General features: G+C 64.1%; 28 protein-coding genes and 1 pseudogene. 10 read left to right on the forward strand and 19 right to left on the reverse strand.

All coding sequences use genetic code 11. From position 1 onward, the window contains the following. Positions 1-26: 26 nt before the first annotated feature. The 7 genes from FB461_RS10555 to FB461_RS10585 all read right to left on the reverse strand — a co-directional run bounded on the left by FB461_RS10555 (position 27) and on the right by FB461_RS10585 (position 8368). A complete protein-coding gene (locus tag FB461_RS10555; RefSeq protein WP_142121891.1) occupies positions 27-1121 on the reverse strand; it encodes a glycoside hydrolase family 130 protein in 1095 nt (364 codons plus the stop codon). 53 nt (positions 1122-1174) lie between these two features. Then, complete coding sequence (locus FB461_RS10560) at positions 1175-2098, reverse strand: carbohydrate ABC transporter permease (protein ID WP_246046211.1); 924 nt, start codon at positions 2096-2098, stop codon at positions 1175-1177. Further along, positions 2095-3012: a carbohydrate ABC transporter permease gene (locus tag FB461_RS10565; protein ID WP_142121893.1), complete on the reverse strand. Its 918-nt coding sequence runs from the start codon at positions 3010-3012 to the stop codon at positions 2095-2097. Before FB461_RS10565 ends, FB461_RS10560 begins: the two co-directional genes overlap by 4 nt. Before the next feature lie 137 nt (positions 3013-3149). Further along, a complete protein-coding gene (locus FB461_RS10570; protein WP_142121895.1) occupies positions 3150-4502 on the reverse strand; it encodes an ABC transporter substrate-binding protein in 1353 nt (450 codons plus the stop codon). Between the two features lie 166 nt (positions 4503-4668). Next, the gene (locus FB461_RS10575; RefSeq protein WP_246046213.1) at positions 4669-5736 is read right to left on the reverse strand and encodes a LacI family DNA-binding transcriptional regulator; all 1068 of its coding nucleotides are present in this window, start codon (positions 5734-5736) and stop codon (positions 4669-4671) included. A gap of 49 nt (positions 5737-5785) precedes the next feature. Further along, entirely contained in the window at positions 5786-6991 is a 1206-nt protein-coding gene (gene manA, locus FB461_RS10580; RefSeq protein ID WP_170222720.1) for a mannose-6-phosphate isomerase, class I, read from the reverse strand. Positions 6992-7111: 120 nt separating this feature from the next. Then, complete coding sequence (locus tag FB461_RS10585) at positions 7112-8368, reverse strand: ROK family transcriptional regulator (protein ID WP_142121899.1); 1257 nt, start codon at positions 8366-8368, stop codon at positions 7112-7114. A gap of 297 nt (positions 8369-8665) precedes the next feature. Here FB461_RS10585 and FB461_RS10590 point away from each other — a divergent pair, with 297 nt between their 5' ends. Then, positions 8666-9787, forward strand: a complete 1122-nt coding sequence (locus tag FB461_RS10590) for an iron-containing redox enzyme family protein (RefSeq protein ID WP_142121901.1) — start codon at positions 8666-8668, stop codon at positions 9785-9787. A gap of 52 nt (positions 9788-9839) precedes the next feature. Next, entirely contained in the window at positions 9840-10040 is a 201-nt protein-coding gene (locus FB461_RS10595; RefSeq protein WP_142121902.1) for a CDGSH iron-sulfur domain-containing protein, read from the forward strand. A 152-nt stretch (positions 10041-10192) separates the two neighbouring features. Here FB461_RS10595 and FB461_RS12535 read toward each other — a convergent pair whose 3' ends face one another. Beyond that, entirely contained in the window at positions 10193-10459 is a 267-nt protein-coding gene (locus tag FB461_RS12535) for a galactosyltransferase-related protein (protein ID WP_425466922.1), read from the reverse strand. 226 nt (positions 10460-10685) lie between these two features. On the opposite strand from FB461_RS12535, the gene FB461_RS10605 reads away from it, so the two are divergent. Beyond that, complete coding sequence (locus FB461_RS10605) at positions 10686-11042, forward strand: DUF7882 family protein (RefSeq protein WP_142121904.1); 357 nt, start codon at positions 10686-10688, stop codon at positions 11040-11042. Then, a complete protein-coding gene (locus FB461_RS12570) occupies positions 11039-11368 on the forward strand; it encodes a DUF7882 family protein (RefSeq protein WP_484335625.1) in 330 nt (109 codons plus the stop codon). The genes FB461_RS10605 and FB461_RS12570 overlap by 4 nt, the downstream gene beginning before the upstream one ends. Here the strand turns inward: FB461_RS12570 and FB461_RS10615 are convergent. After that, positions 11353-11670 (reverse strand): hypothetical protein, encoded by a 318-nt coding sequence (locus FB461_RS10615; RefSeq protein ID WP_142121908.1) that lies wholly within the window; start codon positions 11668-11670, stop codon positions 11353-11355. The two genes, FB461_RS12570 and FB461_RS10615, sit on opposite strands and share 16 nt — an antisense overlap. Positions 11671-11908: 238 nt before the next feature. Between FB461_RS10615 and FB461_RS10620 the strand changes: the two genes are divergently transcribed. The 5 genes from FB461_RS10620 to FB461_RS10640 all read left to right on the forward strand — a co-directional run bounded on the left by FB461_RS10620 (position 11909) and on the right by FB461_RS10640 (position 17047). Further along, on the forward strand, positions 11909-13132 hold the full coding sequence (locus tag FB461_RS10620) for a carboxylate-amine ligase (protein WP_142121910.1): 1224 nt from the start codon (positions 11909-11911) through the stop codon (positions 13130-13132). A 584-nt stretch (positions 13133-13716) separates the two neighbouring features. Next, positions 13717-14325: a tyrosine-type recombinase/integrase gene (locus FB461_RS12060; RefSeq protein ID WP_281282084.1), complete on the forward strand. Its 609-nt coding sequence runs from the start codon at positions 13717-13719 to the stop codon at positions 14323-14325. A gap of 354 nt (positions 14326-14679) precedes the next feature. Further along, positions 14680-15051: an ArsR/SmtB family transcription factor gene (locus tag FB461_RS10630; protein ID WP_142121914.1), complete on the forward strand. Its 372-nt coding sequence runs from the start codon at positions 14680-14682 to the stop codon at positions 15049-15051. Further along, positions 15051-16292, forward strand: coding sequence for an MFS transporter (locus FB461_RS10635; protein WP_142121916.1), 1242 nt, complete (start codon positions 15051-15053; stop codon positions 16290-16292). Before FB461_RS10630 ends, FB461_RS10635 begins: the two co-directional genes overlap by 1 nt. Positions 16293-16306: 14 nt before the next feature. After that, positions 16307-17047, forward strand: a complete 741-nt coding sequence (locus tag FB461_RS10640; RefSeq protein WP_142121918.1) for a hypothetical protein — start codon at positions 16307-16309, stop codon at positions 17045-17047. Positions 17048-17627: 580 nt separating this feature from the next. On the opposite strand, the gene FB461_RS10650 is transcribed toward FB461_RS10640, so the two are convergent. Together FB461_RS10650 and FB461_RS12065 are read right to left on the reverse strand one after the other, a co-directional pair. Continuing rightward, the gene (locus tag FB461_RS10650) at positions 17628-18641 is read right to left on the reverse strand and encodes a hypothetical protein (RefSeq protein ID WP_142121920.1); all 1014 of its coding nucleotides are present in this window, start codon (positions 18639-18641) and stop codon (positions 17628-17630) included. Continuing rightward, complete coding sequence (locus FB461_RS12065; RefSeq protein WP_170222722.1) at positions 18634-18780, reverse strand: hypothetical protein; 147 nt, start codon at positions 18778-18780, stop codon at positions 18634-18636. The genes FB461_RS10650 and FB461_RS12065 overlap by 8 nt, the downstream gene beginning before the upstream one ends. Before the next feature lie 433 nt (positions 18781-19213). On the opposite strand from FB461_RS12065, the gene FB461_RS12180 reads away from it, so the two are divergent. Beyond that, positions 19214-19552, forward strand: a complete 339-nt coding sequence (locus tag FB461_RS12180; protein ID WP_211349907.1) for a hypothetical protein — start codon at positions 19214-19216, stop codon at positions 19550-19552. Between the two features lie 19 nt (positions 19553-19571). Here the strand turns inward: FB461_RS12180 and FB461_RS10660 are convergent, their stop codons facing one another. From FB461_RS10660 to FB461_RS10690, 8 genes and pseudogenes are all read right to left on the reverse strand, one after another. Beyond that, on the reverse strand, positions 19572-19802 hold the full coding sequence (locus tag FB461_RS10660; protein WP_142121922.1) for a hypothetical protein: 231 nt from the start codon (positions 19800-19802) through the stop codon (positions 19572-19574). Beyond that, positions 19802-20389 carry a recombinase family protein gene (locus tag FB461_RS10665; protein WP_142121924.1) on the reverse strand — a complete coding sequence of 196 codons (588 nt, stop codon included), beginning with the start codon at positions 20387-20389 and terminating at the stop codon, positions 19802-19804. The genes FB461_RS10660 and FB461_RS10665 overlap by 1 nt, the downstream gene beginning before the upstream one ends. A gap of 123 nt (positions 20390-20512) precedes the next feature. Then, on the reverse strand, positions 20513-21322 hold the full coding sequence (locus FB461_RS10670; RefSeq protein ID WP_142121927.1) for an AAA family ATPase: 810 nt from the start codon (positions 21320-21322) through the stop codon (positions 20513-20515). Then, positions 21319-22389 carry a Mu transposase C-terminal domain-containing protein gene (locus FB461_RS10675; RefSeq protein ID WP_425466923.1) on the reverse strand — a complete coding sequence of 357 codons (1071 nt, stop codon included), beginning with the start codon at positions 22387-22389 and terminating at the stop codon, positions 21319-21321. Before FB461_RS10675 ends, FB461_RS10670 begins: the two co-directional genes overlap by 4 nt. A gap of 168 nt (positions 22390-22557) precedes the next feature. Continuing rightward, positions 22558-22704 (reverse strand): annotated as a pseudogene (locus tag FB461_RS12540) (helix-turn-helix domain-containing protein); the annotation flags it as partial. A 7-nt stretch (positions 22705-22711) separates the two neighbouring features. Then, positions 22712-23308: a recombinase family protein gene (locus FB461_RS10680; protein ID WP_044657638.1), complete on the reverse strand. Its 597-nt coding sequence runs from the start codon at positions 23306-23308 to the stop codon at positions 22712-22714. 342 nt (positions 23309-23650) lie between these two features. Then, the gene (locus FB461_RS10685; RefSeq protein WP_142121929.1) at positions 23651-24190 is read right to left on the reverse strand and encodes a DUF2231 domain-containing protein; all 540 of its coding nucleotides are present in this window, start codon (positions 24188-24190) and stop codon (positions 23651-23653) included. Between the two features lie 103 nt (positions 24191-24293). Next, entirely contained in the window at positions 24294-25028 is a 735-nt protein-coding gene (locus tag FB461_RS10690; protein ID WP_142121931.1) for a VIT1/CCC1 transporter family protein, read from the reverse strand. Between the last annotated feature and the right edge of the window lie 59 nt (positions 25029-25087).

The raw sequence follows: 25087 nt of genomic DNA on the forward strand, positions 1-25087 counted from the left end.
GGGCCGCCCGAAGCGACCGCGCAGAGTCAGACGCGGTCCAGGCGGGCCACGCCGATCTTGGAGTCTGCCATACCGTAGAACACGTAGTACTCGTCCTCGATCTTCTCGATCGCGGTCGGGAACACCACGTTGGAGACGGTCCCTGAGGTCTCCTCTTCGGTGGCCGGCTCGAGCAGTGGCTCAGCCGTACGCGCGACGACCTTCGAGGGGTCGTCTGCGTCGAGGATAAGTGCCCCAGCGACGTAGCGGACGTTCTGCTGCGGCGTGAATCCGCCAGCCTCGATGTGCCCCGTGACGCCGTGGTGCAGCACGAGCCAGCCCTCGGGAACTCGCAACGGAGCGGGGCCGCCTCCGACCTTCAGCGCCTCCCAGTCGTAGACCGAACCGGCCACGAAACGGTGGTTCGACAGCCTCGTGAGCGCGGACAGATCCTTCTTCACCTCGTCGGCGTCGATGTACGAGATCCAGATGGCAGCGCGGTCGTCGGTGGTACCCGCGGGCAACGGCGCCGGCTCGCCGGGGCGGACGAAGGAGAAGTCCCACATCGGCCGGTGCAGCACGGCGTAGCTCGGCGCGCCGTCGGGTCCCGGGACCACCTCGGGGAAGTACACGACGTCCTTGTTCGGGAAGAGGTTGAGATCGGTGTCGAGGTCATCCGAGTACTCGAACAGCAGCGGTCCGAGGCGGTCCCAGGTGATCCCGTCCTTCGACACGGCCAGCGCGGGACGAGGCCCGAGCGGTCCGTAGGCGACGTAGGTCATCACGTGGGTGTCCAGGGAGGGAACCCAGGTGATACGCGGGTCCTCGACCCCACCGTGGTCACTGCCGTGCTCCCAGCCGCGGTCTGGCTCCAGGACGACGCCCTGGCGCTCGACTCCCACCGGAGCACCGTTCTCCACGACGACGCGGGCACGCCCGACGCGAGACACGTTACCGTCCGCGACCAGTCGCGGGTAGAGGTACAGTTCGCCGTCCTGGCCCCAGGCGGTGCCGGGGTTCAGCACGCCCTCGACCTCAAGTTCATTGCCCGCTTCGGGGGCCATGATGACGCCGAGCCGGCTCAGAACGTAAGGGACCGCGTGGACGGCCGAACCGGCACGAGTGTCCGAAAGGGAAGTCATTGTTGCTCCTGCTAATCAGTAGATGTAGGAAAGTGAGAATTGTGAGATCTGGCTTAGCCCTTGACGGCTCCCACGACGCCGTTCACCAGGTACTTCTGGATGAACACGTAGCCGACGATCAACGGGGCTGCCACGATCAGCGTTGCGGCCGCGAGCAGCGTCCAGTTGTTCGAGTACGCGCCCTTGAAGGCGTTGAGTCCGGTCGCGATCGGCCACTTGGACGAATCGAAGAACAGCACCGTGGCGAGAATGACCTCGTTCCAGATCCACACCGCCTGGAGGATGAAGATCGTGGCCAACGCGGGCCGTGCCAGCGGGAAGATGAAGGTGAACAGGTACCGCCAATATCCGATCCCGTCGATCGCGGCGGCCTCGTCCAACTCCGTCGGAATCGACTTGGCGAATCCGCTGAACAACAGCGGACCGATGCCGACTCCGACCCCAACCATCAGGATGTAGCCGATGCGGTTGTCGTACAGGCCGATGTTGCGCAGCAGGTGGAACTGGGTAACGAGCGCATTTGGCAGGAACAGCACGAAGACGAACAGCGCGTTCCACAGCTTCCCGCCCTTGATGTACCCGCGGGAGACCGGGAAACCCATGACGAGTGCGATGAACGTGCCGATCGCGGCGCCGGCAAGCGTGTACAGCACCGTGTTCGCGATGTAGTCGCCGAAGTCGCCGGTATTCCAGGCCGCGGAGAAGTTGGACCACTGCGGCGAGGTGACGATTCCCACGGGGTTGGTGATGAACTCCTGGCTGCTCTTGAGTGCCGTGTTGGCGAGGTACAGCAGCGGGAAGAGGAAGATCAGCAGCAGGAAACCGACGGCGACATAGGCGCCGATGGGACGGTGCTTGCGCCGCAGCTTCTTCGTAGCGAAGTCGCCATTCTTCTCGATGGGCGTCAGTCCCGAGCTGTTGGCCGTGGGGCGTTCAGTAACGGACGTGCTGGCGTGCCGGGGGGTTGAATCACTCACAGCTTTGCCTCCCTACGGCGCAAGTACCACAGCGTCCCGAATGCGATGACGCCGACGATGACGAACTGGATCATCGAGATGGCCGCCGCGTAGCCCTGGGTGGCACCGGGCATTTGCTTGCCCTGTGCGCTTCCGAATGCCTGCTCGTAAACCTGGAGCGAGAGCAACTGCGTCGCCCTGTTGCTCTGGCCCGTCAGGACGTAGGTCAACTGGTAGGACTGCATCGCGTTGACGATGCCGAGCAGCACGTTCGCGGTGATGGAGGGCGCGAGCATCGGCAGGGTGACGAAGCGGAATTTCTGCCACGCGTTTGCGCCATCGATGGACGAGACCTCGTACAGGTCCGCGGGAATCGCCTGCAGGCCGGACAGGAAGATGATCACTGTCACGCCGAGGTTCATCCACACCTGGCAGAAGATGACCAGGTACAGCGCGATGCTGCTGTCGCCGAAGAATGCCGAGTCGGTGCCGAATGCGTTGAGGATCCCCTGAATCGGACCACCCGATGTATTGAACATCAGGCTCCAGATGAGTGCAGTCACCGTCACGCCGAGCACGGTCGGCATGAACACGACCGAGCGGTAGAAGTTGCGACCCTTGAGCGGGCGGTTCAGCAGAATCGCGACCGCTAGTCCGATGCCGATCTGGAAGATCGTCGCCAACGCGGCGAACACGAGCGTGTTCTGCAGCGCGTTCATGTTGTCGGGACGCCGGGCGGGGCTGAAGTACCGCAGGTAGTTGTCGATCCCGATCCACTCAACCGGCAGGTTGGGAATGCCCTTCAGGTTGGTGAATGACACAACCACGATGGCTATTGCCGGGACGAATGCGAAGAGGATGAGGGTGGTGGCACCGATGGAGAAGGACGTCCTGACGGGCGACCGGCGCGGGAACGGGAATGATGATGTGGCCATCGCTAACACTTTCCTTTGTGTTGAGGGCTTGCGCCCGGCATGCGCTCGGGCGCAAGCCCTCAACACTGGTTCCATCCGAGGCGGCGGCTACCGGGCGTATCGCCCACTGCGGTGGACCGCCACCCCTGGGATGCGGATCAGAATGCTGCGGTCCAAGCGGAGTTCGCAGCGGCTGCGGCAGCAGCAGCGTCGTCGGAACCGAGCGGCTTCAGAGCCGGGTAGTTGAACGGGTACGCGGCGGCGTCACCGGCGTTCGCGTTCGCGATCCAGATCGACTCCCACACCGGCTCGAACTGCGAGGTGATGTCGGTGATCGAGTTGAGGAACTCGCTCTGCTCGATGTCGGGCTGCGCCGAGCTGAAGCCGGAGGTGGCAACGAACTTGGTGTAGACGTCCTTGCTCGAGAACAGGTCGAGGAAGGCCAGCGCCGCGTCCTTGTTCTTCGTGGCGGCGCTGACGCCGAGCTGCAGCTCGATCTTTCCGTTCAGGTACTTGTTGTCGGCTGCGTTGTCCGATGCGGGGAACGGGATATAGCCGTACTCGAAGGCTCCAGCCACGGCCGTGTCGATGGTCGGCTGGTTCCACGTGCCGTCAGGCAGGATCGCGAAGTCGCCGTTGGCGAAGGCGGCCGGCATGTCGTCGTAGCCAGCACCCGAGAAGTTCTTCTGTGCGTGGTCGAAGACCCACTGGGTCTTCTGCAGCACCTCGAGCGGCACGCCCGAGTCGAGCGAGGCCGACTGGTCCCACAGGCTGTCAGTGAGGGCCTGCTTGTCGGCAGCTGTCGGGTAGAGCCCGCCCACGACGCCGTTCATGACCAGACCTGCCGGCCACGTGTCCTTGCCGCCGATGCCGAATGCGGTGACGCCTGCGCCCTCGAGGGTGGAGACGGCCGACTGGAGTTCAGTCCACGTCGTGGGTGCCTCAATGCCGTTGTCCGCGAAGATCTTCTTGTTGTAGTACAGGCCGGTCACGTAGGAGTTTCCGGTGGGGACCGCGAACTGGCGGCCACCGATCGCCTGTGAGTCGAGGACGGACGGCGTGTAGTTCTTCATGAACGCCTCGTCCGTGAGGTCGAGCAAGCCGCCCGACTGGGCGAGCTGGACGTCCTCGGAAGTGGAGTCCACCGCGTAGTCGGGCATCTCGCGGAAGGTCTTGACGACGAAGATGTCAACCTTGCCAGCGGTGAGCTGCGCGGACTTCGTGGTGGGGTACGTGTCGTTGGGGACCGAGTTGAGGGTCGCCTTCGCGTTCGGGTACTTGGCGTTGAACGCGTCAACGACCTCGCCGAACGCCTTGTCCGATGCATCTGCGCTGGACACGAGGATGTTCAGTTCGCCGGAGATGTCCGAGGCCGTGGGGCTGTCGGTGGTGGGGTTGGAGGAGGTGCTGTCGCTACCGCAGGCGGCGAGCCCAGCTACCAGTCCAAGGGTCGCAGTTGCTGCGACGACGCGTCCGAGCATTGCCGAACGACGCAACTTCTTCGTTGCCATGATGACTCCTGGTGTATCTTTTGGGCCGAAACGTTTCGGTGAATAGGACTCTAGCACTGGATGAACGTCGAGTGCGCATTCTCGGCACTCTTTGTTACCAATTCGTTACTAGCGCGATTTTGGCTTGTACGTTGACTTCAAACCGATTCAGAAGAAGGGACGAATCTCAGGCCACTGGGCCGGTGGAGGTTCCCACGACGAGTTCACCCGCCGGAAGGTCGACGTGACGCAGGGCGTTGGCCTCAGGATCGTCGATCAAATCGAGCAGTAGTTCGGCGGCGGCGGCACCGACTCGGCGGGGCGAGGCCTGGACGGTCGTGAGTGTTGGTCGCACGTACGTGCCCAGCGCGATGCCGTCGTAGCCGCAGATCGAGAGGTCGCCAGGCACGGACCAGCCCAGTTCCTGCGCCCGGATCATCAGGCCCACCGCCGAGAGGTCGTTCGCGCAGACCACGGCCGATGGGCGCTCGGCCATCGCCGCGATTTCATCGGCCGCGGCTCGCCCGCCGTCGTAAGTGAAGTCGCCGGGAATGAGCGCTCCGGTCGCGAGCCCGGCCTCCTCAAGCGCACCGCGCCAGGCATCGATCCGCTCCTGCGAGTGCACGAAACCGGGTGGCCCTGCGACGTGCGCGATGTTCCGGTGCCCCAGCTCCACGAGATGGCGCACGAGCGCGCGGACCCCGGCGGCACTACCCTGCCGCACGCACGGCAGCGGAAACGAGTCGATGGGCGGCACGATACCCACTGCGGGCAAACCGATCTCCTGCACCAGATCGATGCGGGAGTCATCGATGCGAAGTTCATTGAGTAGCACGCCGTCGACGCGGCGGTTGGCGGCGAGTTCGCGATAGCGCCCCTCGGCCTCCTCCAGCGTGGACCCCACCTGCAACACCAAGGCGTAACCTCGCGGCGAGATGGCCTGCTCGATTCCCCCGATGAATGCCCCGAAGAAGGGGTCCGCCTCGAGGACCTCGAGGGATCGATGCAGCACGAAGCCGATGGAGAACGCCCGTTGCGTGGAGAGGCTCCTGCCCCGCAGCGAGGGCACGTATCCGAGTTCGCGCGCCGCCTCCTGAACTCGTTCGCGAGTGGCCTGTGAAACCCCCGAACGGCCGTTGAGCGCGCTTGAGGCGGAGCTGATGGCCACCCCGGCGCGCGCGGCAACATCTACGATTGTGACTCGTCGCCCATTCAAGGCATTTCCTCCAGCCTGCTGCGACGCCGGGCTCGCCACGCGCCGATCGTTGCCGATCGAGCGATGGCGCCAGCCGACGCCGCTCGTACTACGGCACCCGTACGATCGCGACCGTTCCAGTGCCCTGCAATCGAAGTAACTCGCCATCTCCCGCGAAGGCCGCGTCGCCCGCGCCAAGGATGACGCGTCCTTGGTCCGACTCGATCGTACTCGCGCCGTCAAGACCGAGCAGAATCCGCGGCCCCTTCGCCTCGGTCTCCGCGTAGGGTCCCGTGCCGTCAAGTTCGTAGACCGTGACAGCGTACTCGGCGAAATGCGGAGGGTAGGCGCGAACCTTCGCACCGGCGGCCGCGTGCACGGGCGGGTCGTCGATTAGGGCGGGCGCGGGTTCGAAATTGAGAATTCGGACGAGTTCTGCGACGTCCACCCGCTTGGACGTGAGCCCGGCGCGCAGCACGTTGTCGGAGTTCGCCATGACCTCCAGGCCCAGACCGGACAGGTAGCAGTGGACTATCCCGGCCCCGACGCTCAGCGCCTGACCGGGGGCGAGCGCGACGGCATTGAGGAAGATCGTGGCGAGGACACCGACGTCGCCGGGGTAGGCGATGAGGATCTCCTGCGCCACGGCGATCGCATCCTGCCCCCACGACTGCCCGTCGCTCACGGCGACGGCGAGCGCGTCCAGCGCGGGTTGCACGTCAGCTGCGGGGAGTTGCAGGAGTCGCGTGAATGCGTCACGCAGCGTTCCCGCACGCAGGAGATGGGCGATGGGTTCGAGCTGAGGGCTACCGATCCGATCCAGATCCGCCGCGATCGCCGCGGGCCGACGGAATCCGGCGAGAGCACGCGTCGGTGCGAGGGCGAACAGGGATTCGGGCTTGTGGCTCGAGTCGGCGTAGTTCGCCTGGTCACGCGGCGTGCCGGCGTCCTGCTCGGCCCGGTATCCGGCAATCGCCTGCGCCATGTCGGGGTGGGCCTGCAGCGACAGAGGTCGCCCGGCTGCGAGTAACTTGACGAGGAAGGGCAGCGCCTCGCGACCGGCGCCCAGGGCTGCGTCGTGGTTCCGAGCGATCCATTCGTCCAATGGCTGCGGCGCCGAGGCAGCGACGGAGGACTCGTCCGCAAGCGCGGGCACCCACGGCTGCGCGCTACTCACGAGGGCGGGGGCGCCGGGGTGCGCTCCGAACCAGATCTCCGCCCACGGCTTGCCGTCCTGCGGCAGGTGGACGAGCTCTGGGATCGCGGAAAGCGATCCCCAGTCGTAGTGCTGGATTCGACCTTGGAGTCTGAGCACGGATTTTCCTCGCATCGCTGGAGTCGTAGGCCGCCCGGTGGCGGAAAGGAACCGGATTTAAACCGGTTCGAATAACCTAGCCCGCGCCCCAGGCGTCGTCAATTTCCTGCACACATCGTACTATTCGTGCGAAATCGCGGGAATCGCCCTCTCCACCGCCAGCATGACAGCGCCGACGATCTCGCTGCGCTCTCCGAGCGCGCTGTGGACGATCTCCAGATCCTCCACGACACCGGGCTGGGCGAACCGGCTGATGGACTGTTCGACGCCGCGCAGGAACGTGTCCGAGTGCGCCCCCAATGAACCACCGAGGACAACAACCTGCGGGTTAATGCAGTTGCAGAGATCGGACAGATGCCGACCGAGGCTCCAGCCCGCCTCCGAGAGGATGCGCACGCCCGCCACGTCCTTGATCTCGCGGAAATCGAACGTATCGGCGTCGTAGTCGCGCCCCGCGGAAAGTCCCAGCTGCCGGCGGATCGTATCGGCCGAGACGATCGACTCGAGGCATCCGCGGTTACCGCACCGGCAAAGTTCGGAGGTGCCCTGGATTGTCGTGTGGCCGATCTCCCCGGCGAGTCCGGACGCCCCGACGAAGCGCTGGCCGTTGACGATCATGGCCGCGCCGACACCGCCCGAGACCTTCACGTAGAGCACATGCTGCAGGCCGCGGCCCGCACCGCGCAACTGCTCACCATAAGCGCCGAGCGTGGCGTCATGCGCGAGGGAGACGGGGACGTTGAAGTGCCGCTCCAGCAGATCGAGGGGGCGGACGTTGATCCAGCCGGCGAGCACTGTGGGCGCATGGAGCGAGCCCGTGCGCTCGTTGATTGGACCGGGGACGCCGACCACGACGTGGTGCACGCGGCTGGCCCCCACCTCGGCGAAGAGTTTGTCGTAAAGGCGCCGGGCGAGTTGGGCTGCGCCCTCGGGGTCGTGGTCGACGTCGCACGATTCGCTGGCCTCGGCCCTGATCTCCCCGCTGAGGGTCGCGAGCGCCACGGTGACATGCCCGTGGCCGAGATCCACCCCCGCGACGAGCCCGCCGCTGCCGCGGTAGTTGAGGAAGGTGGAGGGGCGTCCGCGCTTGCCGCGGCTGTCCTGCGCCTCCTGCTGCGGCTCAATAATCCCCTCTTCGATCAGCGCCGACACGAGGTGATTAACCCCGCTGCGCGATAATCCGAGTTCGCGCATGAGGTCGCTACGGGAACAGCCGCCCGTCTGCCGGATATAGTTCAGTGCCAATTGGCGGTTGCGTAGGCGAGAGCCCATCACACCAGCGTTCATCGTATTCATCTCCACCTTGACCAGCAGGGATCGCGGTCGGCGATCCGCGAGCGCCATCGCCCCGGAGGAACTGCCGTTGACCCATTGCATCGATCACCGGGGGTTCCGGCCGACCGCTTCAATTATGGCTGCCTTAGCCGTAATCGACTGCACTAGGCAGGGTATCAAAGTATAAAATTGTTCATTTTAAGACTTGAACGGGAGATGCGTGAGCGGCCACAAAATCCTAGCCACCGGGATAGGTCCGACACGCCGATTGCGACCTGAACGGGCATTCTCGCGCTCTCCCCGCTGCCGGTCAAGGCACCCGGCTGCCCGGGCGAATACGACCCGGCGAGCGTAGGCTTCTCGGACTGCCGGAACCGCTGTTCGAGGGGGAGCACCACCATGCATGATAGCGATCGCGCTACGCAGACCACACCGAATCGAGTGACGGCGCTCGCGAACAGTCGGCTGTCCGTGGCGGTGCAGCCGCGCGGGCCGCTGAGCGAGTTGCTGTCCTTCACGATCGGATTGGGCGCGGCGCCGTCTCAGGTGGAGCGCGGCCTGGCCGGCGTGCAAGAGGCGGCCGATCGAGCAGTCGCCTTGTCGCCTGGGCTGGTTGTCGATGAGGATATTCAGTTGTCGCTCTTCCTTCTCTATGGCTTGCACTACGGATCAATTCCCAATCTCGAAGCGAGCCTGGAGTGGCACCCGAGCCTGATCGCGGCCCGCCTCAGCCTCGAGGCAGCGTTCGAGCACGAGGTTCGTTCACTGGTGGATGTTCACGAACCTCCCGCTCCCCGCCGAAAAGAAGTCGCCGCCTGGTTGTTCCGAGCGACCGCTCCTCAGGGACCACCCCGGTTGCCACTCTTCATCGCGAGATCGGCGACCCTCGAACAGGTCAGGGAACTCCTGATCCAGCGCAGTATCTACACGCTGCGGGAGGCCGACCCGCATTCGTGGGCGATTCCCCGGCTGACGGGCACGGCCAAGGCCGCCCTGGTGGAGATCCAATCGGACGAGTACGGGGGTGGCGATCCCAAGCGAGTACACGCGACCATCTTCGCCCAGACGATGCGCGGGGCGGGATTGGATGACACCTACGGCGCCTATCTCGATCAGGTGCCCGCGATTACTCTCGCCTCGCAGAACATGATGTCCATGTTCGGACTGAACCGCCGGCTGCTGGGAGCGATCGTCGGCCACCTGGCAGCGTTCGAGATGACCTCGTCCATCCCCAGCAAGCTGTACGGCGACGGTTTCCGCCGTCTCGGTTTCGCCAAGGACGTCACGTGGTACTTCGACGAGCACGTCGAGGCCGACGCCGTTCACGAGCAGATAGCCGGTCATGACCTCGCTGGCTCCCTCGCGCAGGACCGTCCCGAATTACTCGCCGACATTCTGTTCGGCGCCCTCGCCTGCCTGGCTCTCGACGATATGGCCGGGGAGCACCTGCTTGGCGCCTGGCAACGGGGCGAGAGCTCGCTGCGGCGCCCTGCCACGGCACTGGTAGCTGATCGCCGTTGACGCTCCTGCGCGCCGTCGACTACCACGCACGACATACCAATAGGAGTGGAACATGAACGCCGATCAGCCCACCACGATCACCGCATATCCGAACGGCCCGCTCATCGTCCGGGGACCCGTCGAACTGCTGGATGAATCCGGTGAACCCATCGTCCAGCCGCGCCGGGCCGTGGCTATCTGCCGCTGCGGGGCCTCCGCCATAAAGCCGTGGTGCGACGGGAGTCACAAGCTATCCGGCTTCGCAAGCGAGTGATCCGCCATAAGCCTGCCGTGGTCAGTTCGAGACGTCCCCTACCGGGTGCACCAAGGACGAATCCACCCGACCGTTGAACCCCAGTGGCAAGAAGTGGACGGCGATAAATCGCCGATGAGTGTCTCGGCGAGGAAAATCATGACCGCCAACCCTCACAACATCGCACTAGAGGCCACAGCACAGGAATTCGTCGAGGCGAAGTCCGTGTCTTCACCACCGTACCCGCAGTACCCCTCATCGAATCCGCCTATCCGCTGCCACGTCGCACTGGAGAGCGCGAAGGTCAGCGACCAGAACAGGTCATAGGAGCCGCCCGCGACGATCTCCCCGGGAGCGGGGGCAGGGCGCGCCGGATGTGGGGATAGTCGTAGGCGGCGAGTGCCGCGATGTCGTACCCCGGGCCGTGGGAGGGGGAAGATAGGTGACCGGCCCGCTCAGAAGGGACGTTCTCCAGCGCATCACCGCTGTGGCACTCGCGAACGCCTCGACCAGTCCGGGACGTGGCATCACATGGGAACGAGGACGGACGTTCCGCCCACGCTCAGGCGTGTGGTCTGTGCTACGTTGCTTCAGGCGTAATCCCGTCTTCCCATGCGCGATCGTTTCGGCGGCAGGGAGATAACACGAATGCGGGGCGGTGTGACGATGGGTTATTTCGTATACGGCATGGTGGCCGAGTACGAGTTTGAGGATCGGATGCTGGCTCACCTCAAGGTGGCCATCGGACTCAAGCTCAGGCATCACGAGAGCTTCTTCGTCAGTTGGTCGAACCCGGTCGAGAAGGGTAGCGGGCGAATCTCCCTGTGGGTCTCCCCCAGCATTCCCCTGATCTTCAGGTTCGCGGGAAGCCGACCGCCCGAGATCAATGCGACGTGGGTCAACGTCCTGCGGGACCTGTCCCAGTCCTCGCGGGGACTCGTGGTGATCTCCGAGCAGGAGGCAGAGGCGTACGCCCGCCAACAGGCGAAGAGTGAGAGCAATCTTCCTTCCGGAACGGCGTGAAGCGGAATGTCTACTGTTGCAAACGAGGAAGGGGAACCACGTTGGGTCTGCTCCACTATGGCCTGAATCAGTCATACGAGTTCGACGACAGGACACTCAATCACCTCCGTAGCGTGATCACCGGCAAACTTCTGCGGCAGGAAAGGTTTGTTCTCACTTGGCTCGACGGTGGCCACCAAAAGAGCATCTGGCTGCATCCCGGCGCCCATCTGGCCTTCGAGTTCGACGCGGCGGTGGTGCCCGAACTGGATCGGGCCTGGTTGACATCGCTGATGAATCAAGCGAACAGTCCGGCGGGGTTACGCCTCGCTCAGGCGAACCAGTAGTCGCGGCCGCCGTCAGCATCCAGGGCGGCGACTACAGAGCGTCCGCCATCGCAGCAGGCGGTCGCCGCCGCGCTGCATGTGCACAGCGCGAACATCTTGCGCGTGCGAGATGGCGCCGCGTCAGCCGTCTCTTCGCGGATCCTGAAGTCCGGTGAGCACTCGGACGGGGGCCCCGGCAACGAGTGGGGAGTCTGCCTGCCGCGCTCGTCAGCTGGGGAGACGACCTGGTACGCGCAGACGACGCGGGCGGTGGCTAGCGATGTCGGTGCGGACTCCGCGAGATCACTGAAAGACGTTTGCATCGTTGACCTCCTCTCGAGCGTGCCTGAGCGAGTCGAGCCTAGTGCCTCGTTCGCGAATGCGCATGTACGCATTGATGAAGGCGCTACGCGCGCGGCGCAATCAGTCTCAAACGCCCGAAATAGCCGCATTTAGGCCGGTAAGCACAATCTGCCTTTCCTGTCAACCCCCTCCTGCCGAGTCGTTGGCGCCTTGCCCCGCGGGCATCATCCTGAGGAAGCCATATGCCAATCGAGGGGGATGACTGCCGTGGTCGATCAGGTTCGCGCAAACCAGCGGAGTTTCGGTGTCGAAGAGGAATACCAGCTGCTCAACACCTGGACTGGCCGACCTGAGAACCGAGCGGCCGAGATCATCACGGCCCTCCCGGAACTGAACGGTCGAGCGGAGCGCGAGTTCCTCGCTAGTGAGCTGGAGACGGCCACTCCCGTCTGCCACTTCGCCGAGCAGGCCGAATCGTCGCTGGAAGATTTTCGCCGCCGGGTTGCTCTGGCCGCTGCGGACCAGGATGTGGTCCTGGCTGGCACCGGCCTTCCGCCGGTGGGTGGCGACACCGTAGCCAGCGTGACGCCGAAGGCGCGCTACCAGGCCATAGACGAGGCGATGCGGAGCGCCGCCGCCCATCAGTACTCCACCGGGACGCACGTGCACGTCGAAGTGCCGAGTCGAGATGTCGGGATCGAAGTTCTGGCGAGGCTCGCGCCATGGACGCCAGCCCTGCTCGCATTGAGTGCGAACTCGCCCGTATGGAACGGTGAACCCAGCGGATTCGCGAGTTGGCGTCACATCATGGGGCTGTCGTGGCCGACATCGGGCTACCCACCGGCATTCCACGATGCCAGCGAGTACGAGCGCGTCATCGCCCAGCTCGTCGATAGCGGCATCCTGCTCGACTCGGCGATGTTGACCTGGACCTGCCGGCTCTCGGAGCGCTATCCCACCGTGGAGTTGCGGATAGCGGACGCCCAACTCACGGCCCAAGACTCGGTAGCCTTCGCCGTGATCGTTCGAGCTCTGGTCGAGCGTTGCGTTCGCGAGTGGGAGCAGGGGGTTGCTCGTCCGCAGATCCACCCAGCGCTACTGTCCGGCTCGACGTGGCTCGCCGCGCGCGACGGCCTACAGGCCGAACTGCCGGACCCGCTGGACGGTAGGCCGCGCTCAGCGTTCAGTGTCGCCGAGCGGATGGCCAACTTCGTGGAACTCGAACTGACTCGTTTCGGTGACAGCCAGCGCGTCGATCGCTATCTCGATCGACTCGGCGAGACCGGCGGCCCCGCGCAGGTGCAACTCGACCACTTCGCCGATGCCGGGGTTCACGGCCTGCTAGATCTTTACGAGCGGGGCGCGGCTGAGACCTTGCAAGACGAGGAGCCGGCAGTCATCGGGACGCTGCCGGAAATTCACGAATCTGGCACGGCCGAAACACTTCCACAGCCGCCGCGGCCGGAGATGAGCGCGGGATAGTGGCGCGGCAGCTACAAGGCGGGGCACGCGACCGCGCGAATTGCCCCGAACATGCAAAAACCTCGCCCGGGTATTCCGGCGGACGAGGTTCGCGCGTGCGCCCGGAGGGATTCGAACCCCCAACCTTCTGATCCGTATTCCGATGCGACTCAGGATTGGGCAGCTCGGCAGGACACTCTTCCGTTCGCATCTTGACTGGTCAGAGCACGTTTTAGGCTCATGGCGTTTCTTCCGCATGTCTCAGGGGGTGACTGTGGACGATGGGCCCCATGCGACAAACTCCCCCTCGACACCCACACCTACGTCTTGTCACTTCCGACGACACGCTTTTCTTCCTGCTCGATGAGTGGAACACCTGGATGCAGGCCCAATCCTTCTCCCCCAGGACCCGCGTGGAACGCCGACGCATCATTACAAAGCTCGCTAGAGACGCCGGCATAATACCAACTGAGTTGAGCCCACAGTCGATCTCCAATTGGTTGGCACATCACGCACAACCCTCAACTCAAGAGACGTACTACTCGGCCATCCGCGCCTGGTCAAAATGGCTCGTAGTATCAAATCGTCGTGTTGATGATCCGACGATGCATGTCCCCCGCCCGCGGGTACCAAGACGTGAACCTCGCCCGGTCGACACAAAGCACATCGAAACTCTTCTCGCCTCGGACATCCACTTGGACACCAAGACGAAAATTCTGCTGATGGCCTACGCGGGATGGAGAGTCAGTGAGGTTGCCCGCGCTCATGGGAAACAATTCGACCTCATCGCCAACCGCTTCACGCTCAAAGGTAAGGGCGCAGTTGAAGTGACCTTGCCGCTGCACCCGATTCTTGCCGAGGAAGCCCGCTTGCGGCCACGTCGTGGCCTATGGTTCCCCTCCCCCGTTGACCCACACCGTTCCGTGCGCGGGGATTCCGTGTCAACGCTCATCGCCAACGCCTTTGCGCGATGCGGAATTGATGCGACGGCTCACCAGCTCAGACATTGGTTCGCTTCCGAATTACTCGCACGAGGCGTTGACGTTCGCGTCGTTCAGGTACTTATGAGACACGCTTCACTGGCAACAACACAGGTCTACACCGCCGTACCGGATGAGATGCGGCGCGCTGCCATCAGCAAATTACCTAACCTGAACAGCGACACATGGCTTCAATTCGCAATTCAGTCATCGACTGGTTTGCACGACGAATAAAGCGCCGCCATGGTCAGGATGCCGAGACAACTGCGAGTTCGTCGAAAGCATCGAGCAGGAATGGCTCTACCCCGGAGCTCGAGCCGGACAGCACATGGCCCCCTCCACCCTCAACCAACGGCTCCGAGACCTCGGCATCCCGCCTCGGCTCGCCCGGGCAGGCGCCCTAATCGCGCTCACCCAACAACTCCCGCCCGTGGTGCTCAGCCGCCTCACCGGTCTGGAGATCAACTCGGCGATCGCTTGGTCCGCCGCCATCGCCGCGAACAACGCCGCCTACGCGGCGACCGTCATTGACCGCGTCAGCATCCCCTCCCGCACCTCACACCCTCCCAGCTATGAAATAATCTGCGTATGTACGCAGATACGAAGTGTTCCCTGTCGGCGGAGAGCGAGTATGTCGAGCTCGCAGTCGAGGTGTTCTCGATGCTCGCCGACGCGACCCGCATCCGGATCATCCTCGCGCTGCGCGACCAGGAACTGTCGGTGAACCACCTCGCGGACATCGTCGACAAGTCCGCCCCCGCGGTCTCGCAGCATCTGGCGAAGCTGCGCCTAGCACGGATCGTGTCGACGCGGCAGGAGGGCACGAAGGTGTTCTACCGGCTGACGAATGAGCACGCCCGGCAGTTGGTCGCGGATGCGATCTTCCAGGCCCAGCACACCCTCAGCAACGACCCGGCGCACCACCGCGGCGAGCACCCTGCACCTGGGGAGGTCCGCTGATGCTGCAGGTCCTGCGCAACCCGACATATGCGAAGCTGTTGTCCGCGCAGGTGATCGCCCTGCTCGGCACGGGCCTGCTCACCGTCGCCCTGGGCCTGCTCGCGTTCGACATCGCCGGCGCTGCCGCAGGGTCGGTGCTGGGCACGGCGTTGACGATCAAGATGGTCGCCTACGTCGGCGTCGCCCCATTGATCGCCGCGGTCGTAGACCGGCTGCCGAAGAAGGCGGTCCTGATCACCGCGGACTTGATCCGTCTGGGGATCGCGCTGATGCTGCCGTTCGTGACCGAGGCCTGGCAGATCTACGTGCTCGTGTTCGTGCTGCAGTCCGCCTCGGCCACGTTCACGCCCGCGTTCCAGTCCCTGATCCCCTCGGTCCTCCCTGAGCCGGACGACTACACCAAGGCGCTGTCGCTGTCCCGCCTCGCTTACGACCTCGAGGCACTGTTGAGCCCGACGATCGCCGCGGCCCTGCTGACCGTGATCAGTTACAACAACCTGTTCGTCGGCACCGCGATCGGCTTCACCTGCTCCGCATTGCTGGTGCTGTTCTCGAAGCTGCCGGCGCACCCCGATGATGGGCCGGCGCTGCCGTTCTGGCAGCGGCTGCCGCTGGGCGCGAAGGTGTTCGCCCGCACACCGACGCTGCGGTTCCTGATGCTCACCAACGTCGTCGTCGCCGCTGGCACCGCGATCGTCCTGGTGAACTCCGTCGTCTATGCCCGCGGCGTGTTCGGGCTCGGCGACCAGGCCCTCGCCTTGGCGTTGGCTTGCTACGGCATCGGCTCCCTGGTCGTCGCGCTGAACATCCCCTGGCTGGTCGGCAAGCTCGGCGTGATCCGCACCATGATCACCGGCGCGACCGTCATCGTCGTCGGGCTCGTGGTCGCCGTCGCAGTCACCGCCGTCGCGACGAGCACCGGGGCAGGGTGGTTCGTGCTGCTGGGCACCTGGGTGCTGCTGGGCATGGGCACCTCGCTGGTGAACACTCCCTCGTCCCGGCTGCTCGCGGACGCCTCCACGCCGGCGAACCGGAACCTCGTCTACACCGCCCAGTTCGCCCTCTCCCACGCCTGCTTCCTCGTCACCTACCCGATCGCCGGTTGGCTGGGCGCGGCGAACCTCACCGGCGCAGCGATCGCGCTGCTCATCATCGGCGCAGTCGCGGGAACGATCGCGTACGACTACACACGAACGCGCCTGCTGGGAGCAGGCCGCGCCTCGACAGTGTCTGCGACCTGATCCATCATGGGATCATGACCGATCTCGATGCCCTTGTCCCGCCGCACGAGCCCGCAGAAGACGCGCTCGCGTTCGCGGGGAAAGTCGCCCTGACGATGGTCCCCGTCGTCGGGTCGCTCGCAGCCGAGACTCTCGCGCATGCGCTCGAGAGCCGGCAGGCGCAACGACAGCACGAGTTCAACGTCGCGATCGCCCGCGCCATCACGACCACGCTCGAGCAGTTCGACGAGACCGCCACGATTGAAGACATCGTCGGCTCGGATGAGTTCATCGCCGCCGTCACCCGCGCGCAACGCGCCGCGGCCGAGACCGCGAGCCAGCAAAAGCGGGAGCGGCTCGCGGCCGCGGTCGCGAACGGCGGCAGCTGGGCACCGTTCGCCGCGACCGAGCGGGAGCAGTTCACCCGCCTGGTCGAGGAGTTCGACGCCCTGCACATCTGGATGCTGCACTACTTCACAGACCCGGCCGGTTGGCTCCAAGCGCGGGATCTCTACCAACAGCACGCGAACATCATGATGGGCGGCATCGATGGCCCCCTCGGGTCCGCGTTCAACGTCCACCCGGGCGTCTGGGACGGCCCGGTCAAGCAGGCCGCCGCCGATCTCGATCGCAATGGCCTGGCGTCGATCCCACTCACGACCATTATGAGCGCCCAGGGCATCTTCGCCCCACGCACCTCGAGCAAAGGGCAACGGTTCCTCGCCTTCATCAACGAGACCGATTCAATCGCCGCTGATGCCCCCACCGAGCTCTGAACATGACCGCCGAGCTGCCTCCACGGATCCAAGCGATCGCAGACCGCCTCGCTGAAGTTGGGGCGAGACGCTCGACGCCGGCCCCGGCTGGTTCGACCTCATCACGGACCTAGACGCGCGGCTCACGCGACTCTCACCCGACTACGTCCTCGAGCAATGCAAAACGAAATACGGCGGCCTGCGCTACAACGCGCGCCACGGACGGCCGTCCGCGTCGGTTGACGGGGACGGCTGTTCGTGGCGCACGCAGGCTTGGCCTATATTGCGGGTGCCAGGTCCGGCGGAGACGTGCCAACCGTCGGGTTTTGACTGGCGGCATTGGACTGGACTTGCGTTGCTGCTGCGCGGGCCAATTCCATGATCTTATCTGGGCGGAACCCTGACCAGTGATCAATGATCGTGCCGTCACTTTCCCGCACGATTGTGACAGGGGCCTGCCGATGCCCCAGGTCGATCGCGAGTTGCAGTGCAGCAGAGTCTTGCGACATGTCACGTCGTTTGTCAGGGCGGATTCCCCTCCTCGCCATGCCACGCTCAGAGGCGTCGCATTGTGCACAGGCAGGCTTACTTAGGTATTCGATCATCGGGACACCTCCTCGTGCTGAGGGCTGGTGGGCGCGCCTGGTCCGGATGGTTGGGCCTTCTGAGCACCCTGCAACTCGCTGATGAGCGTGGCCACACTCCTAGGAGGAATGCCTACTGCTACGGAATGTCCGATGAGCATCCCGAGCTTGGTGTCGGGTGCCTGGCCGAGGAAATGCTGGACTTGCTGCGAGGTCATGTCGCCGTTGGCGAATCCGAACATTGCGGCCGTGGCCACGACGTCTCCGGCGATCTGTTCTGGTGCGTGTAGTGCTGCCTGTTTGATCCCTTGTTGGAGGATTGGGTCCTCGCGCACATCGCAGATGATCGCGTCTCTCACGGCCGTGTTGGTAGCCATGACGGCCGCGATTTGGACGATGCTGGTCTCCCGGATCGCATGGGGCGATGCGTCGTCGACAATGCGTGCCAGGTGGATCCGGGCCGCTGCGAGAATCTGATGCAAGGGGCGGCTGTGGTGGAGGCGGTCAGCATCCTGAATCGCGGCATCGATCATGGACCAAGGAACTTGGGCGGGAGTCCGGTCCCATGCTGCGAGGTGAGCGGCGTAGGAGGGTGCTGGCGTCGCCGCTGCAAGGGATGCTTCCTCTGGCGCAATGGGGACCGGGGTGGGGAGGCCGGCATGAGGGTAGATCCGTGTGATGAAGCCGTCCGCAACGTGGCCATGCACAAATTTGCGGCCCTGAAAGCTCTCTAGAGTGCTGACTGCCAACGTTTCATGGCCTGGGAAGTCACCCCAGGTCAGCAGGACAAACTGGTCGATATCGCGTTCGCTAAACACGGTAGTCGCGACCGCTTCGTGAAAGCCAGCACGAACCGATTCTTCGGGAAAAGACCCAACATCCGGAAGATGGACAGCAGGACCGACCATTCTCGTTCCAGCGAAGCCCAGAATGGTCGCTGACCCAGCTTCAGGGGTGTGACCCACTAAATACGGCACAACCGCCGCCAGTGTTGCGATGCCACCGACTTTAACCTTCCGAGGTTCAGACATAACCGACCTCCCCCGAATCCGAGTACTCCAGCGCGATGCTTGGCGGGAGGAACGCGACCATGGCAGCCGGGTTCCACCGTGGTCGACCACGGGTCTCCCTGGCGATCTGCGCGGCAACCGCAGCTTCAACTCGAGACATCACAAGGTCCTTTCAAGAGACAATTCCGTCACTTGAACCATGTAGATCCCAGTCGAGGTCGGCCCGCATTGATACGGCGTCATCACTTGAAGAGGGTCTGATGTAGGAACAGTTGACATCGAACGTGGCTAGCCGAAAGGGCTCGCCTGGAAGGATGTCATCATGCCCAAGCCGTTTCCCAAGGAGTTCCGCGACGACGTGATCCGCGTCGCGCAGAACCGCAATCCCGACGTCACGCTCGCGCAGATCGGATAAGACTTCGGTGTATATGTCGGCACTCTCGACAAGTGGATGCGGCAAGCCCGCATCGAGGCCGGCGATCAGCCGGGTGAGACGAAGTCTGAGTCGGCGGAGTTGCGTGAGCTGCGTAAACGCAAACGGCTCCTCGACCAAGAGGTCGAGGTGTTGCGTCGCGCGGGCGAAGATCGCTGAGTTGGCCAGTGAGTTGGCTGAACAGCCCGTCACTAGGCGTGAGCTCGAGGAGGTGTATCGCGCGAAGGCGCTGTTCGACGCTCACCGGGACGACCCCGAGTTCGGGTATCGGCTTCTCGCTGACGAGGCCCGTGGGGTTGGTGAGGCGATGTCGGATCGGACGGCCTGGCGGATCGCGTCCGCGAACGGCTGGTGGAGTGCGTTCAGGAAGAAACGGAGCAAGAACGACATGAAGCCTGACCCTGCTGTTCATGACGATCTTTGTGCCGTCATCGACGAGCACGGTCGTGAGCGTCACCAATTCGTCGCTTCTCGGGCGAACCAGCGCCTACTTACCTAGCGCCGACAGTGACCGGCACTTACTCGCCGTACTCCCGCTCGCGGTCAAGCCGGTCCTGCTCACGCAGGTGCGCGAACGGGTCCACCACGCTGTGGATCCCGTGCTGCGGGCAGACCCACATGATCCTGATGCCCATGCCGTCAGCCCCGCTCGGCTCAGGGATGCAATCACCGCCGCACTCCGAGCAGGTGCGGTAGCCCTCGTCCGGGTCGTGGGAGGCCCCTTCCGGGCCGATGCTGAGCCTTCCCACTACGAGGCCGCCTCCGCGTATCGGCCAGTCCCGCTCAGGGCCGTGTAGAGCGTCTGGCGACTGACGCCTAGCTCGCGCGCCAATACAGCCTTGGGGACGCCACTATCAACCTTCTGACGGGCGTCCTCGATCTGCTCGGCCGTGAGCTTCACACTCTTGTCGTACTTACCGGCAGCCTTGGCCAGCGCGATGCCTTCCAACTGGCGCTCCCGGATCACCGACCGCTCCAGCTCAGCAACCGCTCCCAGGATCGTCAGCATGAACGCCCCTTGCGGCGTATCAGTGTTCAGCGCCGGGTTGTCCAGGAACTCCACCGCGACGCCACGCCCCTTCAACTCCTCCACCATGGCCAGCAGGTCGCGCGTCGACCGAGCCAGTCGGTCCGGCGACGTCACCCGAAGGGTGTCGCCCTCCCGGACGTAGCGCAGCATCTCCTGAAGCTGCTCACGATCTGTGCTCTTGCCGCTGACCTTGTCCGAGAACACCCGGTCGCAGCCATCCAGCGCTTTGAGCTGCCGCCCGAGGTTCTGATCCGCCGCGCTGACCCGCGCGTAGCCGATCACCTGGCACTTGCCCTGTCCAGTCATCCCTAGACCTCCTTACGCCTGTGTCCAACAAGGTCTAATTCTACCTTTCATTGGACACTCTTCGCCGGAGAAAAGTGTGGAGTTTGGCGCTTTTTGGCGGTGTTCTGTGATCGTTTCGTGTCGCTAGTTGCCGATGACGAGGATGCTGGCGGCGGCCTCGATGACGTCGTCCGTGATGGTGTCCAGTTGGTTGATCTTGAGGACCCGGTTGATCTGAGGGAATAGTCGTTCGAGGAGGCGGAAGTTGCCCCGTGTGATGCGTTCGATGGCGGCGATGGCTTGCGCGTCGGTGAAGTCGTCAGGGTCGAGAGTCCTGCCGAGTCGCTTCCAATGGCGGTCGAGGACGAAGAGGAGTTCTTCGCGTCCGAGGGCCCGGTATTGGTGTGAGAACCCGAGCCGACTGTAGAGCTGGGGGTAGTGGCGGAATCGTTCGTCGATGCCCGGCATCCCGATCAGTATCATCGCGAGGCTGGTTCGGTCGTGCCTGTCACGAAGCAGCTCGAGTGCGGTCGGGGTGAGTCGTTCGGCTTCGTCGATGATGAGCAGCTCAACGTGGCTGGTCATATTTCCCATCTTTCGTGGGGTCGGTTCGTTGGCGTGGATGTGCTCGTCGGCGCAGATGCCGACTTTGATCTGCCAGTAGTCGATGTCATGCATGAGGTCTTTGGGCCGACAGAGGACTTCGGGCGTGTAAAAGACGGTTCGGGATCGGTTCGCGAGGGCGTAGAACTTTGCATCGTGGTCCCCGCGGGGTCCCCATTCGGTGATGTAGGGCTCGAGGGCGTCCCAGTTTGCGTAGCGGCGAGCGGAGTTGGTTTTCCCGACGCCCGCGGCGCCGTGGCAAATCCCGATCGTCTTCTCCTTGCGGACAGCGTTGGCGAACTCGGTGAATCGCCGGTGTTCCTTGGTCACGATGAATGCTTGGTTCCTCACTCGTCCTCTTCGTAGGTGCGCAGCTTCGGCCGCCGCTTCGTCGGTTCGGGGATGCGAGGTTCCTCGCGAGTGGCAACGGTCGGGATGCGGTCGTTGATGGCTCGCCGCAGCTGCTTGCGGCGGGCGCGGCGGGCCGTTTCGATGTCGCGAAGGCTGAGGCGCAGGTTGGGGTGGGCTTCATCGATAGCGGTGCAGATGAACGTGTCCCGGTCATAGACGCGGATCTCGGAAAGGTCGCGGGGGTCGTACCGGATCGTGATGGTGTGGCCGACGAACGGGGCCAGGGTTGGGGCGAGGTAGCGCTGGCCTTGGAAGTGGATGCCGTCGCGTTGCACAACCCGGTTCTTCGGAACAGTAAGGAGCAGACCGTCGAGTTCTTGAAGGCTGTCCGGCATCCGCGGCAACCACCCGTCCGCGACCCAGGCGTCACGCGGCGAGATCCCCAGCTCACTATGAGACCGGTCGTTGTAGGTACCGATGAATCCGCCGATCGCACGGTCGAGTCCGGCAAGGTCGAGGACCGGAGTTGGCGTCCGGCTGCCGGGTCCGAGGTGGCCGGGGAGGGTGGCCAGAAGTTCGGTGTTGATGGTGCCGAAGAACCGCTCGATCTTGCCGCGCCCCTGTGGTCGGCCGACGGTCGAGTGGATGATCCTGATGTGCAGAGCGATCGAAGTTCGCTCAAGGTGGTGGCTGATGAAGTCGGAGCCGTGGTCGACGTGCAGGATGTCGGGAATGCCGCACATCGCCCACGCCGGGTCGGTCTTTCGCCAGATCGCCTGCCGGAGGGCGAGGGCGGTGTTGAGAGCTGATGGGGCGCCGGTGAAGACCATGTATCCGCAGATCGCACGGGAGTAGTCGTCCATCACGGTCGTCAGCCACGGTCGGTCAGGTTTCCCGTCAGCGCCGAGAACGAGGATGTCGAGTTCAGTGTGGTCGGACTGCCAGGTCTGGTTCGGGTGTTCCGCGCGGCGCCGAAAGACGAGCTCGTGCTTGTCTCGGTACGAGACCGGCCCCTCCAGCGCCAAAGTGACAAGAGCCGGATCGAGTGCCCGGACGATTTGCCGCACAGTTGCATAGCTCGGAGCCCGCAGCTCACGCGCCCGCGCATCAGCGACGGCGAGACGATGCAGCGTGGCGAGACTAGGGCGCGGCCGACTGAGTGCCAGTTGTTCGATGAACGCGACCGTCTCTGCTGAGGTTCGTCGGACACCTTTGTCTATACGCGCATGAGGGTCGAGGGATGCGACGCCGCCCGCCCGGTAGAGCTGGTTCCAACGCTGCAGAGTCCGAGCGGAAATCCCCGTCTCCCGAGCGAGAACCGCGAGCGGGATCTGGTCTTCGACATGAAGCCGAAGAACACGCCACCGCTCGGCCGCATCCACAAGTCACCTACACCTTGGTGCTCTCGCGGGCCGCAAGGGCCTTCTGATGCCGGTACAAAGTGGCTCGACTCCATCCGACGAGTTTCGCCGCATCCTCCGCCGTGCGGCCCTTCGCCCGGGCCTCAGTTACGAGCTTGAGTTTGTCGGCTACGACCGTGGGATCGGACAAGGGCCGACCAAACTTGGTGCCGCCGTTTCGGGCAGCTGTGATCCCTGCGTTCACCCGCTCGGTGATCAGTTCGCGTTCGTATTCGGCCAGGGTGGCGAGCATGTTCAGCATCAGCCGGCCCGACGTCGTCGACGGGTCGATCCCATCCGAGATGCTCTTCACCTGTATGTCACGCTCCCGGAGCAGCTTCACCGTGTTCAGCACATCGATCAGGGACCGGCCGAGTCGATCGACCCGCCACACCACGACGGTGTCACCGGGCTGGGCGTGCTCGAGGAGCTTTTTCATTCCGGGGCGGGAGATCGCGGTCCGGCTGCCAGAGGTGACGTCGGTGAAAATGTCCCGTTCCTGCACACCTGACTTCACCAGAGCGTCAACCTGCAACTTCGCGTCTTGGCTTCTGGTGCTGACCCGTGTGTACCCGAGATGTCTCACACCGCCATTCTGCCTCAATAACTGCTAGCAGAGGCAGAGCAAAGACACTTTGCGGTAAGACATGTTTCCGAGACAGATTGGGTGCTGGGAATCCGCGACTTCTTCTCGCGGCTCGGGGGCCGTTTGGGGTGTCTCGAAAAGCTTTTGGTTTTCGAGACACCTTTAGACAGAGCTCTTCCCTCGCGGAGGAGGGTGCTTTTTCGAGTCGCTACGCCTTGGGCGTGGAGACACCGCTGGTACTTACGTCAGCATCACCGACGAGTATCGCTGATCTTTATTGCGCGCGGGCAATCTAGACTCGCGCCTGCCAGATTGTAGCGGTATGGGCGTTCGCACGGCCCATCAGTCTGTGTCTCCGTCCCCGGACAGTGCTGGCGCGCCCATGTCTTCGGTCCATACTGCCGTGGCGCCGCTGTGACCGATGAGGATGGCTTGCACGGTGGTTCCTGTCGACACCACGAGAGCCAGCAGAATCAGCATGATTGGTACCCACCGCGAACCAGGACGCGCCGCGACCGGCAATTCCGACTCTCTGGACGCTGCGATTCGTGCGCGCTTCTCGCGGATGTTCCACCACAGCAGCGCGCCCGCTACGACGACGAGACCGATGACCCAGGGTAAGAGTCCGTCGGCCAGGGTGGCGTGAGTTTCGATGAGATCGTTCTCACCGACACGGGCCTCGAGTCGCTCGCCCGATTGTGTTGAGAGGGGAACGAGAACGAGCGCGACCAGTGAGGCGCCGAGCGGCAGATATCCCGCCCACCGACGGCATCGGGGCCAGACTGCCGTCAAGACGACGAGGACCGCCGCCAGCGGAACGATCACCTCTGTCGCGTGCACGATGAACGGATGCAGGGGGAGCCCAAAGAATGTGTCGAACATGGTTCAAGGTTAGGCAGGAATTCTTCCAGGATTCTTTGAAGCGGCCATGAGCCGCGGAAGGGGCTTATTTGTCACGCCCCGTTCGCACCACATGGCCGAAAGGTCAGACGACGCCGGATGCTCCTAGGAGCACCCCCACCCCGTAGGTCGCCGCGAGTGCCAGCGCTCCGCCGATGACGACTCGCAGCGTGGCCCGCAGCCGTGAGCTGCCGCCGATCGTTGCCGACAGCGTGCCGGTGACCGCGAGAGCCATGAGAACGGCGACGAAGGTAACGGGGATGCGCCAGTCCGCTGGGGGAAGCAGGATGGCGAGCATTGGCAGGATTGCCCCGATGGTGAAAGCCGCCGCCGACGACGCCGCCGCATGCCAGGGGCTCACGACATCGTCTTGATCGATGTTGAGTTCGATCGAGAGGTGCGCCGCTAGGGCGTCGTGCTCGGTGAGCTCAATGGCCACCTGGGTAGCGGTGCTCTCGCTCAGGCCCTTGGCTCGGTACAGGGCGGTGAGTTCGTCGAGCTCCTCGGCGGGCATGTCGCGCAGTTCGGCGCGCTCTTTCGCGATGAGGGCCTTCTCGCTGTCGCTCTGGCTGCTGACTGACACATACTCCCCGAGCGCCATCGAGATCGCGCCGCCGACCAGGCCCGCCACGCCCGCGGTGAGGATGGGACCAGTCGAGCTCGTGGCTCCGGCGACGCCCACGACGATCGCCGCCACCGAGACGATGCCGTCGTTGGCCCCCAGTACGCCGGCGCGCAGCCAGTTGAGGCGCTGCGCGATGCCTCCCCGGTGGGGTTCGTTGGCGTGTAGCGGGGGTGCGGTGTATCCATCGGTCGACATGCGCTCATTCAAGCACCGATGTCCCGGCACTTCAACGTTGGTGAGGCTAAGCGACCCGG

Origin of the sequence: Rarobacter faecitabidus, assembly GCF_006716265.1 — a bacterium.
Classification (GTDB): Bacteria; Actinomycetota; Actinomycetes; order Actinomycetales; family Cellulomonadaceae; genus Rarobacter; species Rarobacter faecitabidus.

Bases quoted from the DNA above. Each gene is read 5' to 3' on its own strand.
- FB461_RS10555 (WP_142121891.1), bottom strand. From the start codon at position 1,121: ATGACTTCCCTTTCGGACACTCGTGCCGGTTCGGCCGTCCACGCGGTC.
- FB461_RS10565 (WP_142121893.1), bottom strand. From the start codon at position 3,012: ATGGCCACATCATCATTCCCGTTCCCGCGCCGGTCGCCCGTCAGGACG.
- FB461_RS10570 (WP_142121895.1), bottom strand. From the start codon at position 4,502: ATGGCAACGAAGAAGTTGCGTCGTTCGGCAATGCTCGGACGCGTCGTC.
- FB461_RS10585 (WP_142121899.1), bottom strand. From the start codon at position 8,368: ATGCAATGGGTCAACGGCAGTTCCTCCGGGGCGATGGCGCTCGCGGAT.
- FB461_RS10590 (WP_142121901.1), top strand. From the start codon at position 8,666: ATGCATGATAGCGATCGCGCTACGCAGACCACACCGAATCGAGTGACG.
- FB461_RS10595 (WP_142121902.1), top strand. From the start codon at position 9,840: ATGAACGCCGATCAGCCCACCACGATCACCGCATATCCGAACGGCCCG.
- FB461_RS10605 (WP_142121904.1), top strand. From the start codon at position 10,686: ATGGGTTATTTCGTATACGGCATGGTGGCCGAGTACGAGTTTGAGGAT.
- FB461_RS10615 (WP_142121908.1), bottom strand. From the start codon at position 11,670: ATGCAAACGTCTTTCAGTGATCTCGCGGAGTCCGCACCGACATCGCTA.
- FB461_RS10620 (WP_142121910.1), top strand. From the start codon at position 11,909: ATGACTGCCGTGGTCGATCAGGTTCGCGCAAACCAGCGGAGTTTCGGT.
- FB461_RS12060 (WP_281282084.1), top strand. From the start codon at position 13,717: ATGCATGTCCCCCGCCCGCGGGTACCAAGACGTGAACCTCGCCCGGTC.
- FB461_RS10630 (WP_142121914.1), top strand. From the start codon at position 14,680: ATGTACGCAGATACGAAGTGTTCCCTGTCGGCGGAGAGCGAGTATGTC.
- FB461_RS10635 (WP_142121916.1), top strand. From the start codon at position 15,051: ATGCTGCAGGTCCTGCGCAACCCGACATATGCGAAGCTGTTGTCCGCG.
- FB461_RS10640 (WP_142121918.1), top strand. From the start codon at position 16,307: ATGACCGATCTCGATGCCCTTGTCCCGCCGCACGAGCCCGCAGAAGAC.
- FB461_RS10650 (WP_142121920.1), bottom strand. From the start codon at position 18,641: ATGTCTGAACCTCGGAAGGTTAAAGTCGGTGGCATCGCAACACTGGCG.
- FB461_RS12065 (WP_170222722.1), bottom strand. From the start codon at position 18,780: ATGTCTCGAGTTGAAGCTGCGGTTGCCGCGCAGATCGCCAGGGAGACC.
- FB461_RS10665 (WP_142121924.1), bottom strand. From the start codon at position 20,389: ATGACTGGACAGGGCAAGTGCCAGGTGATCGGCTACGCGCGGGTCAGC.
- FB461_RS10685 (WP_142121929.1), bottom strand. From the start codon at position 24,190: ATGTTCGACACATTCTTTGGGCTCCCCCTGCATCCGTTCATCGTGCAC.
- FB461_RS10690 (WP_142121931.1), bottom strand. From the start codon at position 25,028: ATGTCGACCGATGGATACACCGCACCCCCGCTACACGCCAACGAACCC.